At 41.7% G+C, this 12,104-nt stretch carries 12 protein-coding genes; 11 read left to right on the plus strand and 1 reads right to left on the minus strand.

Annotated elements, in window-relative coordinates:
* Window positions 1-147: 147 nt before the first annotated feature.
* Window positions 148-1,365 carry a phage integrase SAM-like domain-containing protein gene (locus tag ACQY73_RS24480; RefSeq protein ID WP_428656035.1) on the minus strand — a complete coding sequence of 406 codons (1,218 nt, stop codon included), beginning with the start codon at window positions 1,363-1,365 and terminating at the stop codon, window positions 148-150.
* Between the two features lie 602 nt (window positions 1,366-1,967).
* Between ACQY73_RS24480 and ACQY73_RS24485 the strand changes: the two genes are divergently transcribed.
* The 11 genes from ACQY73_RS24485 to ACQY73_RS24535 all read left to right on the plus strand — a co-directional run bounded on the left by ACQY73_RS24485 (window position 1,968) and on the right by ACQY73_RS24535 (window position 11,933).
* On the plus strand, window positions 1,968-2,744 hold the full coding sequence (locus tag ACQY73_RS24485; protein WP_428668531.1) for a chloride channel protein: 777 nt from the start codon (window positions 1,968-1,970) through the stop codon (window positions 2,742-2,744).
* Between the two features lie 119 nt (window positions 2,745-2,863).
* On the plus strand, window positions 2,864-3,514 hold the full coding sequence (locus tag ACQY73_RS24490) for a universal stress protein (RefSeq protein ID WP_428656037.1): 651 nt from the start codon (window positions 2,864-2,866) through the stop codon (window positions 3,512-3,514).
* Window positions 3,515-3,565: 51 nt separating this feature from the next.
* On the plus strand, window positions 3,566-4,648 hold the full coding sequence (locus ACQY73_RS24495) for an IS701 family transposase (protein WP_428656040.1): 1,083 nt from the start codon (window positions 3,566-3,568) through the stop codon (window positions 4,646-4,648).
* Between the two features lie 73 nt (window positions 4,649-4,721).
* Window positions 4,722-4,913, plus strand: a complete 192-nt coding sequence (locus ACQY73_RS24500) for a universal stress protein (protein WP_428656042.1) — start codon at window positions 4,722-4,724, stop codon at window positions 4,911-4,913.
* A 66-nt stretch (window positions 4,914-4,979) separates the two neighbouring features.
* Window positions 4,980-5,429 (plus strand): hypothetical protein, encoded by a 450-nt coding sequence (locus ACQY73_RS24505; protein WP_428656045.1) that lies wholly within the window; start codon window positions 4,980-4,982, stop codon window positions 5,427-5,429.
* Window positions 5,430-5,433: 4 nt separating this feature from the next.
* Window positions 5,434-5,790, plus strand: coding sequence for a hypothetical protein (locus tag ACQY73_RS24510; RefSeq protein WP_428656048.1), 357 nt, complete (start codon window positions 5,434-5,436; stop codon window positions 5,788-5,790).
* 150 nt (window positions 5,791-5,940) lie between these two features.
* On the plus strand, window positions 5,941-6,636 hold the full coding sequence (locus tag ACQY73_RS24515; protein ID WP_428656050.1) for a response regulator: 696 nt from the start codon (window positions 5,941-5,943) through the stop codon (window positions 6,634-6,636).
* Between the two features lie 3 nt (window positions 6,637-6,639).
* Window positions 6,640-8,022 carry a sensor histidine kinase gene (locus ACQY73_RS24520; protein ID WP_428656052.1) on the plus strand — a complete coding sequence of 461 codons (1,383 nt, stop codon included), beginning with the start codon at window positions 6,640-6,642 and terminating at the stop codon, window positions 8,020-8,022.
* Between the two features lie 162 nt (window positions 8,023-8,184).
* The gene (locus tag ACQY73_RS24525) at window positions 8,185-9,105 is read left to right on the plus strand and encodes a hypothetical protein (protein ID WP_428656054.1); all 921 of its coding nucleotides are present in this window, start codon (window positions 8,185-8,187) and stop codon (window positions 9,103-9,105) included.
* A gap of 98 nt (window positions 9,106-9,203) precedes the next feature.
* On the plus strand, window positions 9,204-10,904 hold the full coding sequence (locus ACQY73_RS24530) for a tetratricopeptide repeat protein (RefSeq protein ID WP_428656057.1): 1,701 nt from the start codon (window positions 9,204-9,206) through the stop codon (window positions 10,902-10,904).
* 162 nt (window positions 10,905-11,066) lie between these two features.
* Entirely contained in the window at window positions 11,067-11,933 is an 867-nt protein-coding gene (locus ACQY73_RS24535; RefSeq protein ID WP_428656059.1) for a universal stress protein, read from the plus strand.
* Window positions 11,934-12,104 lie beyond the last annotated feature (171 nt).

Raw genomic sequence — 12,104 nt, forward strand, 5'->3', positions numbered from 1 at the left:
TTTCAATCTTCTGATAGCTAAGCAAACGAGTTGACAATCGTCTCCCAAAATCGTTTTCCATCGAAACTTAGTAGTCTCGACCAAACTGTGCCGATGGTAACCAATGTGTTTCTTCCAATCCAAGGAGTATCCGTCAAGATTTACCGGCTACAATAAATTTTTAGTCGCTTCATACAAATCTTCTCTTTCAAACGAGTCAAGATAAATCTGAGTTGTTTTTTCGGAATCATGCCCCATCAATTCGCTGATTTTGCCAATAGCAACACCACTTCTTTTGAGGGTTGTAGCAAACGTATGCCGTGCTACATAGGTGGTTACATTTTCATCGATATCCGCACGCTCAGCCAATATCTTTAAATCAGCATTTACCTTTTTTTTGGTCTTTTTCAGCCGATTTTCGATGCTGATTGGGCTGTTATGACGAGTGCTATCCAAAAATGGGAAAACATACTCATTGCAACGAACACTTTGATAGTATTCATAAATTACAACCGCAGGAGGAAGAAGTTGAATATTGAAAAGTTTGTTAGTCTTGCTGCGATTGTAGGTCATGGATAATTTGGCTCCCACCTTTTTGAAATTACTCCATTGAATCTGTGCCACATCCTTGAAGTTCATTCCTGAGCAATAGTAACTGAATAAAAAGAATTGTTGGGTATGGAATAAACTGCTTCCCTGATCTATTACCAAAGATTCGATTTTCTTAACCTCCTCTTTGGTAATGGCTCGTTTGCGGGTCTGCTCCTTGAATTGAGATACTTTGTAGTCGTCAAAAGGATAATATGCTTTTTTAGCGTAGCCTTCTTTGATTGCTTTGTTAAAAAGCGAACGTAACGTCCGAAAATAGACACCGATTGAGTTTTGTGAAATAGCCTGTTTGTGAAAGTGATGTTCCCATTTAGTAAGAAAATTATGGTCAATGTCAGTAAAAGCAAAATCTTTATTTTTGGTGAATTGCTTTAAAACTCGTCGTAGGTCTTTATGGGAGGTTGCATAACTTACCCGCCCTTCCTCAATAAGACGCTGAATAACCATTTCAAGATAATCAAGGACAGTAATTTTTTTAGTCGCAGCCCGGTATTTCTGTTCTACTTCCTGTAGTGAAAAATCCCGTTTTTCATCTTCAAGATTGAGGACAAGTTTTTGAGCTTCGGTTTTCTTTTTGCTGATGATGATTTCGAGTTCTCGATAGTTGGGATGTTTGCGTTTGGGCAGTTCTTTGGCAAAGTCCCAAAAGTCGGGATGGCAGTTGTGGCCAACTGAAATATACTTGGGCTTTCGGTCTTTAATGAACCGAATCATAATGGGATGTTCTCCGCTTTTGAGTATCTTTGAGGTGTAGAGGATTACTTTTATAGAGGCCATTAGGAGATTTGGGTTTAAACATGGTTTAAACAAATGTATAAAAATACCATGAATAACTCCAAATTTTGAAAATCAATTATTTTGCAAATAATTGATAATTAACGCATTGGCAAATATTGGTAAGTATTAAAATAGGGCTGCCCCGTTTCTGTTAATCAGAGGGTCGCTGGTTCGAGCCCAGCCTCGGGAGCCTCAAAATCAAGCACTTACGAGATAATTCTTGTAGGTGCTTTTTTATTTGCACAAGATTTGCACAGGATCTTAACCGTCTTTCCTTAGCTCATGAGGATGTCGAAAGGGTTTCGAAGGTAAGTCAGTACGACTTCTGCTTTGGCGGGGCGCAGATGAACAAAGGAAGCGCTGCAGGGAGCTGACACGGTCTTTGGGGCTTCAATTACGGTGAAGGCCAGGTGCAAGCCTATACCATCCAACATGCCCTGATCGAAGCGGGCTATGAAGTGGCTTTAAAGCAAATGGGCGAACGCAATAGTGTCATCAGTTCCGGCTAACAATAGGCAAGGGAGCAAATACCGTTCGAAACCACCGTCGGCTATGTCCGGGCACGGGTATTCAATACACCACTTGGCGGCATTACGTTTGCCATTGAAGAGTTAACCAAAACGCATTTCAGTTTTTTTAAATCTGCACTGCTTACCGGAGTTATCATTGCCGGACTTACGGCATTATATTTTTTAGGTCCGTATTTATATTTGGGTTACCCACAGTTGGGCGAAACACCTGCCCCGCTATTGGGGCTTATTATCCTTTTAGCACTCATTACAGGGGTCTTGGGAAACGCAATGACTGATATTATTTTATTTGTTCTTAAAAAGAAAAACGGTTTAACCGGAAATTACCGCAAGGCAGCCTATGCGGCTTTCTGTGGGGTAATCATGGCCTCAATGGCCGTTTTTATTGACATTAAGACCTTAGGTTCAGGAAAGGAAATAATGGTTACAGCGTTGTTCTCCGATCACAAACAATTGGAGTGGTACATACCTATAGTACGAATTTTCGGTTCAATTATCTCCTTTTCTACAGGGGCAGCGGGTGGAGTTTTTGCTCCGTCCTTAAGTGCCGGTGCAGGTATTGGGGCTGTTTTTGCGGGTTGGTTTCATTTATCCGGCCCTGAAACCAATCTACTTATTTTGTGCGGAATGACCGGTTTTTTGACAAGTGTTACCAGAAGTCCTTTTACCTCTTCTATCCTTGTATTGGAGATGACAAACAGCCACAATGTCATCTTTTTTATTTTGCTTACTTCTTTATTCTCCAACTTAATTGCATCAGTAATGAGCAGACACTCCTTTTATGAGCGTCTGAAAGACCAATATATTAACGAGATTCACAAAATTGAAACACAAACCGAGAAGGGATAGGAAGTTGTACATTTTTATAAAATTCTAATCTGTCGTTAAGGCTCTCTTAAGTTTGGCTATCTACGTTTGTGAGTATAATCCCTGCTATATGGGAATATGGTATCCTAAAAATCGGAATCATGGAAGCTTACAAACTTGATAAGATACTCGTCCCAATAAATTTCAGCAAAACATCTTTAAATGCACTTCAAACAGGTATTGCGATGGCAGCTCGCCACCGGGCTGAGTTATTATTGGTTCATATCGTCGTACCGGATTTGGTTTTTGTGAGTCATGAAGGTGGCATCCTGATGGATACCGGGATAGATAATTATACCCGGAATGCGACCCGAAAACTTAACGATCTGGCGCATCAAATACACCGGGACCACGATATAAACTGTTCCTGTTCAGTTCAATCGGGTCCGATAATCAGCACAATAGTTAAAACAGCCAATGAGACAGGTGTAAATTTAATTGTTATCGGTTCTTCTTTTAAACCCGGGTGGCAAACATTTTTGTCCGGCTCGCCTGCTTTTGCTGTTCTAAAATATGCGCCTTGCCCTGTTTTGACCGTTCCTGCTTATAAACAATGGCTAAATTTTAAACAGATCTTATTTCCGATAAGACCGGCAGTCAGTGCGTTCGAAAAATATAATTATGCACGTACGATCATTCAAAAAAACAATGCTAAATTAATCATAGTCGGAGTGCTGGATCGCCTGAGAACGAAAATGTTCAGAGTTCTGGACCAAGAGTCAAAATATATTATAACGCTACTTACTAACTGATGTTACGCTTGTTCTATGTTAAAGTGTTAAATACAAAATTACCTTTGGTGTATGAAAACAGATTTGGACTTATACACTGACTATTTATTGAGTTCATTCGGGCAAACCAGTGCCACGGGTCTTTCGCGGCTGTTGGACAATAGCATTAGCCACGACGATGTGACAGATTTTCTTAATCAAAGCGAACATACCGGCAAAGCATTATGGAAGCAGGCAAAGCCCTTTGTTCGACAAATAGAGTCTGATGATGGCGTGCTAATCGTAGATGACAGTATCAGTGAAAAACCTTATACAGATCCTAATGGATTAGTATGTCCTCACTATGACCACAGCAAAGATCGTTTTGTGAACGGAATTAACTTTGTGACATTACTTTATCGAGTCAAAGGCATACAGTTTCCGATTGGCTTTATGTTGGTTATCAAGTCATTACAATGCCTTTTAAAGGATAGAAAAGAAGTTTGGCGTTCTGAGAAGACCAAAAATGACATGCTGCGGGAATTAGTCAAACAGGCCTGTCAAAATTCCGTTAGGTTCACTTATCTTCTCTGTGACAGTTGGTATGTAAATGCCGAAAATATCAATTTCATAAGAGCATTGACGAAGCATTTGATAGGTGCAGTTAAATCCAATTTAGAAGTAGCTTTATCTGCTCAGGACCGAGCTCAGGGGAAGTTCGTTAAAATTAGCCATATAGATTTGAAAGTTGGCGTTCCTCAGAACGTTTACCTGCGGTCAGTCAAAGAGCCTGTACTGGTATGTAAAGACATTTTCATAAACGAGAATGGATCCGAGGGCGAATTATTTTTACTATCCACTAATGTAACCAACCATTTCCAACAAATTATCACGACCTATCAAGAACGGTGGGGAGTGGAAGAGTATCATAAGTCGCTGAAAAATAATGCTTCTTTATCTAAGTCGCCGACTCGCACCTTACAAACTCAGCAAACACATTTCTTTGCCAGCCTCTGTGCCTATATCAAACTTGAACGTCTTAAAATTCAGGAAAAACTCAACCATTTTGCCCTTAAAAGCAAATTGTATTTAAAAGCTATTCAGGCATCTTTCGCAGAATTGCAAGTCTTGAAAACCAAATTGTCAAAGAACGAAAAACAATTATTATTTGCTTAGGCTATGCCTGAGCGTAACATCAGTTAAGAATAAAGGTATTCGTATCAAAACACAGTTTCATTTCTGTGATTCAATGGCCGAAACAATTTTAAAGCAGGCTCACGCTCAAAAAGTTGATTTGTTGATCATTACGGCCTCCCTTGACTATCCGATGCATGAATTTTTTAAAGGATCTTATACGAAACAAATTCTCAGTCATGCAAAAGTGCCGGTACTTTCCATCCACCCCTCCAATACTTCACCGTTGATAAATCAATTACGCTGAAAAGCCAAGGATTTTAAAACCATCAAAAAATGTAATCATTTATCAATGAAAGAATGTATGAGATTGATGAAGTTATTAGTCGATTTATTTAAAAAAACAGTGTATCGGTTTTTGGTTCGTACCGGCTTTGGTGAATCTCATCAGCGGCCACCGGTCTCACTTGAAAATAATGTTACGCTAATTGATCGACCATCTCCTCAGTTCAGGAAAATGTACGGTAAGATTTTTGAAGAAATTGATTCAGCATTGGTTTCTAAATCTTCGTTTGATCGAAACCTCCCTCTCAGCTTTCTTTTTATCGGCCCAATAGATTCCTCTGACCGGGATCATATTGACATCCTTAACGTACACGAATGTTATTCAAATCATTTTGCCCCTCCGGGCGCTCAAAGATCAAGTAACAACGGATCTTCTCCCATCAGTTTTATGATTGCCGGAACTGCCTGCAATGGACATCCCTGTCGAATTGAGAATTTGAAAAGCCTTACACTGATTTTATCACCGTTGCCTTCCTGACATAATGGATAAAAAAGTATATATTCCAAAAGTAATTGAATGGGTTAAACGAAATGGTTTTGAGCAGATCAGGGCAAATTTAGAAGGCTATGAAATGCCCATCGCTTACGAACCGACCAATAGCCATGAGCGGCTGATACCTGATGTAACCGCTAAACTGCTGTTTGAAAAATCTTATTTTGAAGTAGTTGTCAGAACAAAAGAGGTAGATAAAACCGCTTTAAAGCTTCAATTACTGAGCATTTTGGCAAGCTATAAAGGAGGCCAATTGTATTTAATGGCCCCACAGGGGCATTACAATTTTGCCAAAACGTTGCTGCTTAAAAATACGATCAATGGTAAAATTGTAAAAATCGATTAGTTAGTCGGCGCTAAAATTTTATTCGGGCACAAATTTATGCGTTTTTCTATCTTTCGGAGAGAACAATTCGCGGCATTTCTTCCCGATCAGTTTACAGTTTTTGTATCAATACTTAAAAAAGCACGTTACCGGTACGAAATTTTCAGCCACATGACAGAGGCTTTTACTAAAATACTTTTTGTCGAAGACGACAAACGCATCTCGGACGCTACGACAAAGGGGCTGCAAAAGCAGGGCTTTGAAGTAGAACCGGCCTATGACGGATTTGTGGGGGCCAGACTGGCTACCTCTCACGCGTATGACCTTATTTTGCTGGATATCAATCTACCCCTGATGAATGGTTTTGAAGTATGCAAAGCCATTCGGCAACATGGTGTAACTACGCCTATCCTGATGCTGACGGCTTTGGGTGAGATTGACGATCGGGTTAAAGGGCTTGACTTCGGCGCGGATGACTACTTGGTAAAACCGTTTGATTTTCGGGAGTTAACGGCGCGTATTCATGCGCTTCTTCGACGTGCTCATCCTACCCACGAGCAGGCTTCCGAAGTGCTTCGTGAAGCCAATCTGGAAATGAACCTGGTTAATAAAACCGTCAGCAGAGACCATCAGCTTATTAACCTGACGGCACGGGAATATGAGTTACTCGAATTTTTGTTGCGCAATAAGGGTCGGGTATTATCCAAAATGGACATTATTGAGCATGTGTGGGAGTTGAATTTTGACACAAACACCAACGTTATTGAGGTATTTATCAATTACCTGCGCAAGAAAATTGACCGTAATTTTGAACCTAAGCTGATTCATACCAAAACGGGTTTAGGCTACTACCTCAAAGCGGACTAGCTCATGCAGATACGCTATAAAATAGCTTTGCAATTTACGTTCATTGTACTGGCAATTTTGCTGGTATTTTCAGGCATTGTGTATTTGAGGGCTGAAAATCAACGCCGGATGAGTTTTTACGACCGCCTTTCACGGCGAGCCAAAACGACGGCTCGACTTCTGGTAGATGTGAAAGAATTTAATACAACACTGCTGAAAATCATAGATCAAAACTCTTCTTCCCGGTTACCGGCCGAGGAAATCTTTATTTACGATTACCGCAATCTGTTGCTGTACTCCAATGTGGAGAAAGTTTCCCCTTACGTAACACAAGAGCACATCAATGAGACCCGTTTAAAACAGGAAGTTAAATTCCAATACGAAGACCGGGCAGTGATTGGTCTCGTATTTGAAGGAAGGTACGACCGTTTTGTCATTATTGCGTCGGGAATTGATAAAAACGGGAAAGCCCAACTGAAAGATCTGGTTATTACGCTGTTATTTGCTTTTCTGGGGGGTATTTTTACCACTATCGTCATGGCATTATTTTTTGCCAACCAATCACTTCGGCCCATCAATGCCATCAATCGGGAAATCGGTGAGATCACGGCCAAAAACCTGCGCAAACGTATCCATCAGGGAAACGGGAAAGACGAAATAGCTCAATTGGCGATTAATTTTAACCTGATGCTGGAAAGGATCGATCAGGCCTTTCAACAGCAAAGACAGTTTGTTTCTCACGCTTCCCATGAACTGCGTACTCCCTTGTCAGCCCTGAAAACCGAAATTCAAATAGGCCTTTCGGTCGGTAATACCCTCGACGACCATACCCTTATTTTAAAGAATTTACTCAGCGATACCGATCGGCTGATTGAACTTTCCAACGGCTTACTCCAACTGGCCCGTATTAACGAAAGACCGGAAGAATTGTCGTTGGAAGAAGTCCGCATGGAAGAAGTCTTACTCAATGCACAGCAGGAAGTGATTACGAACCATTCAAACTACCAAATTCAATTCGAGTTTGACCAAATTCCAAAGGAAAGCCACTTGACGTTAGTCATGGGCAACGAAGCTTTGCTGAAAAATGCCTTTGCCAATTTATTGGAAAACGCGTGCAAATACACTCCCAACCATCAGGCCACCCTCAGATTGGGATTTGATCCCGTTTATTGCATTGTAAGGGTAATCGACTACGGTATCGGCATCGCTCAACAGGATTTGCCCTCTATTTTTCAACCGTTCTACCGCGCAAAAAATGCCCTTGATTATCAGGGTTTCGGTATCGGACTTTCCATTGTACAACGAATTGTGGACCTGCACGAGGGTACCATTGAAGTTAAAAGCCAACAACATCTGGGAACGGAGTTTGTGGTTAAGTTGAGGCACCTCGTGGAAGAAAACAGGTAAAACCCAAACACAACAATTAAGTGACCGAATTTCTGTATTCTACCTTTTGACCGGCACTTATCATCACTTCTAATTTAATTCTAATCTCCCGTTAAGTCCTCCTTAAGGTGGGGGAATAACCTTTGTAGCATCAATGAAAAGTTCACCTAACATGCTACAACTATGGAATGGACAGCACAATATTCAAAAACGATTGCCGCAATTCTGGCTTTTTTATTAACGACCAGTGCCATTACCGGACTGTATTATTGGGACAAGAGCGGTGACTTGGCCCGGGAAAAGGATAAAACAACGCTTAGAGCCGATTCTTTGTTATCAGTAAAGCTCAACCTGGAACGCGATATCATTAGTTTGAGTATGGATCTCAGCAATGCCCGCACTGACAACGAAACCATTACTCAAAAACTTACTTCCGCACAATCTCTTTTATCAAAAAAGAACAAAGTTTTGGCAAAACTCAGTAAAGAATCGGACGTTCAAAAAGGAGATTTGGCCGCATTAAGAGATCAGGTAAGTGAGCTCACAGAACTCAAAGGAGACTTAAAGGCTGAAGTCGAAAAGTATCAACTTGAAAAAGATACATGGCTCAGTGAAAACAGCCGGCTTAAAAAAAACAATGAAACGCTCCAAACGCAGATCACCGATTTAACAACACAATTGGGCGGAATGGCACCCAAGAGCGTAATTACGGCCAATAACTTTAGAGTGGATGTTCTCAAAAACAACCATAAAGTAACCGCCAAGGCAAAAAAAGCCAACAGCATTTTGGTCTCGTTTACACTCCCGGCGGCACTCACTTCCGAAGGAAATCAATCACTGTTTCTGAGCCTTACCGACACCGAGAATCGCCCGATGAGTGGGGTTATACAGCACCTTTCGTTTAACGCCAATGAAACACCTTTAGATATTCCCGTTCATGCCGTTCAAACGGCGGATTTCAGTCAAAATCCACAAAAAGCAGTGTTTGAATTTATTCCTAATGAAAAGGTCGCTGAGGGCATTTACAAGGCAAGTATCTATACGAACAGCGCATACCTGGGCTCCGTAGAGTTTCATTTGCGGGATAGTTTTCTGTTTTTCTGATTCAACCAAATCGTACGTTACCTTTTTCCCTTTAACGCATCTTTGTGCTGATTGCCGCCCACCTTACATCGTTATCGTTAACCCAAAAAAACACGCTCATGAAAAAAACAATCAACTTCCTGCTTGTCTGCCTGTTTTGGTCGGCTGTAGGTATACACTCTGTACAGGCTCAGGATATTCAAGCGGCACTTGTCCGGCTTGAAAGGGGGCAGGTGGAGAAAGCCGGACAACTGCTTCAAGAGCTTCACCAAGCCCACCCTACTGCCCAAACGTATTTTTATAACGGTTACCATGCTATTCGTACTAATCAATTAAAACAGGCCGGTTTGTTTTTTGAAAAAGGAATAGCCCTGGACGAAAAGCGCCACCCGCTCAATAAAGCGGGACTGGGCATTGTTGCACTGTTGGAAGGGCGCACGGCAGATGCTGAGCGTATTCTGGAAGAAGTGATGAAAGAAAGCAAAGGGAAAGACAGTGAGATTTTGGGACGTATCGGCGAAGCCTATACCGGTTATACGCAGGTGATTAACGACACAGATAAGCCGTTGTATCAACACCATAACGCCGCCAAAGCCATTGAATATCTTGAGCAGGCGATCAAACGTGATAAAAAGAACGGGCAACTTTGGCTTGCCCTGGGGGATGCCCGCGCGTTGTCTACGCCTGCAAACGGTGGTCCTGCCGTCACAGCTTACGAATATGCCCTCGAACTCCTGCCTGATAAAAGCCTCCCTAATCACCGAATCGGTACCATTTATTGGGCGGGCAGAAGCTACAACTTAGCCGGAGATTTTTATAAAGCTGCCATAAAAGCGGATTCACTGTATGCACCTTCGTACCTTCAATTGGCGGAATTGAATTTTAAAACAAATCGATACAAAGAAGCTGCGGCCCACATGAACCGCTATCTGGCGCTGGTCGAAAAGCCCGATGCGGAATTACGTTATCGGTCCGGACAATTTGATTATCTGGCCCGTGAATATTCCCGGGCGGTGCAGAAAATCGAACAGGTCAAAAACGAAATTGAGACCCCCGTTAAATATCGGCTTTTGGGAAGGTCTTATTTCAGCCTGAAAGACTATGACAAAACCATTGAGAATCTGAAAACTTTTTTGGAAAAATCACCGGACAAAGCGGAAGGACTGGAATATAAATTATTGGGACGTGCGTATCAAAACATCACCGATACAACCATTGCCAAAGATTCCATTGTTGTTTTTTACCTGGCCAAAGCCGCCACAACCGATACTGCTGAAAATTTGTACAGCGAAATAGCCGAGATGAGCTATAAACTTAAAAACTATGAAGACGTGGTCAAATATGTGGAAGCAGGTGAAAAACGGTTTAATAAATCGTCGGTAAAAGATAAATTCTGGCTCGCAATGGCTGCTTATAAAATGGGACGTGAAGATTCTACGATGTATCTCAAAGCTGACTCGGCCTTTGCCGCCGTGCAGGAATCAAGCCCTGATCATTTACCCACCATTTTATACCGTGCCAAATCCAACTATTACGGCTATGCCAATCAGGATACCGCATATGTGAAGTCAGTTCCTTTTTATGAACGTTTTGTAGAACTCGCTTATACCAAAAAAGAAGAGAAGAAATTTAAGTACGACATGAAAATAGCCCTTAAGTATCTGTACTCTTACTATACTTCTGTTGAAATTGATCCTGAAAAAGCCCTTGATCTGGCTGAAAAGGGCAAAGAGCTTGACCCGGCTGATAAGGACTTTAATGATATGATGGCACAATTGAACAACCGACCCCCTAAACCTAACCTGTCCAAGCCGCAATGATCTGATTGTTTGTATTTGTGGCTGTATATGTTACCAATTGACTGCTGCTGTTGGTGGCAGTCAATTTTTCTATACGCTGACGTCTTTCGGTGGTTGGCAGAACGTAACGCGTTTCACCAATGCCTATGTCTTACTTACGATCTTATTGCTATGAATGATTTAATGATAAAAAAAATCCTGGTTTCCATTGATTACAGCGAAACATCAACGAATGCATTATCGTTGGCCATTGCCTTGAGCCGGTTGCATAAAGCGGAAATCAAGTTGATTTATGCCGCTGATTTTTTTGAGTGCATCTCCGTTTCCCGGAATGGATTGATGATTAATTTTTCTAAAGAGGCGTTTATCTCCTCCGAAACCCAGCGTCTTTGGCGCTTGGCCAATGACGTAATGGATAGTCAAACGGATCGTTATTCCGTTGAATGTCGTATAGGGAGCATGAGCAGTACCATTGTGGAAGCTGCCCGAGATTTTGAAAGTGATCTGATTGTAACAGGCACGCAAAGTACCACCGGCATTAAGGCGTATTTCATGGGTTCAGAAGCCTGCCATATAGCGAAGACCGCCTCCTGCCCCGTCCTGACAGTACCCAATCATTACAAATGGACAGGGTTCAAAGAAATACTTTTTCCGGTACGACCCGTAGTAAACGCATTAGCTAAATATGAGCGGGCAATGAAAATCATCCATGATAAAGATACGCATCTGACTGTTTTGGGGCTGTTTAATGAAGATGAACCACAGCATACGGAAGAACTTGTACACCTGCTTTCCAATCTGGAGAACCGGCTTTTACAGGATGGTATTAAATCCAAGGCGGTATTTACTACTACTGATTCGGGAGCTGAAACGGTATTGAATAAATCGCGGCAGTTGGCAATGGATTTGATTGTCATTACGGCCGATAGTGAGAAGACAACGGGGCCATATGTGCAACAGATAGTTGACCATGCAAAGGTACCCGTTTTATCTTTCAGTCCTCAAGTCTGTGCGATAAAACAGGTGGAACCCGACTGCATCAATACCTAAGCCGCTACTCAACAGTTTATGTACCCAACTACACAAAAAATTTAAAAGGGCAAAGGCCTTTGTGGTTAACAGAAAGAATTATATATCAAAACACCGGCCCAAAACTCATTTTTATAAAAATGAGTTTTGGGCCGGTGTCAGTCCTTTTGGAAACCATTTCTGAATTTTATA

The sequence above is a fragment of the Runella sp. genome (assembly GCF_965279615.1).
Taxonomy (GTDB): domain Bacteria; phylum Bacteroidota; class Bacteroidia; order Cytophagales; family Spirosomataceae; genus Runella.

Bases quoted from the DNA above. Each gene is read 5' to 3' on its own strand.
- ACQY73_RS24500 (WP_428656042.1), top strand. From the start codon at position 4,722: ATGGCCGAAACAATTTTAAAGCAGGCTCACGCTCAAAAAGTTGATTTG.
- ACQY73_RS24520 (WP_428656052.1), top strand. From the start codon at position 6,640: ATGCAGATACGCTATAAAATAGCTTTGCAATTTACGTTCATTGTACTG.
- ACQY73_RS24530 (WP_428656057.1), top strand. From the start codon at position 9,204: ATGAAAAAAACAATCAACTTCCTGCTTGTCTGCCTGTTTTGGTCGGCT.
- ACQY73_RS24535 (WP_428656059.1), top strand. From the start codon at position 11,067: ATGATAAAAAAAATCCTGGTTTCCATTGATTACAGCGAAACATCAACG.
- ACQY73_RS24525 (WP_428656054.1), top strand. From the start codon at position 8,185: ATGGAATGGACAGCACAATATTCAAAAACGATTGCCGCAATTCTGGCT.
- ACQY73_RS24495 (WP_428656040.1), top strand. From the start codon at position 3,566: ATGAAAACAGATTTGGACTTATACACTGACTATTTATTGAGTTCATTC.
- ACQY73_RS24510 (WP_428656048.1), top strand. From the start codon at position 5,434: ATGGATAAAAAAGTATATATTCCAAAAGTAATTGAATGGGTTAAACGA.
- ACQY73_RS24515 (WP_428656050.1), top strand. From the start codon at position 5,941: ATGACAGAGGCTTTTACTAAAATACTTTTTGTCGAAGACGACAAACGC.
- ACQY73_RS24490 (WP_428656037.1), top strand. From the start codon at position 2,864: ATGGAAGCTTACAAACTTGATAAGATACTCGTCCCAATAAATTTCAGC.
- ACQY73_RS24480 (WP_428656035.1), bottom strand. From the start codon at position 1,365: ATGGCCTCTATAAAAGTAATCCTCTACACCTCAAAGATACTCAAAAGC.
- ACQY73_RS24505 (WP_428656045.1), top strand. From the start codon at position 4,980: ATGAAGTTATTAGTCGATTTATTTAAAAAAACAGTGTATCGGTTTTTG.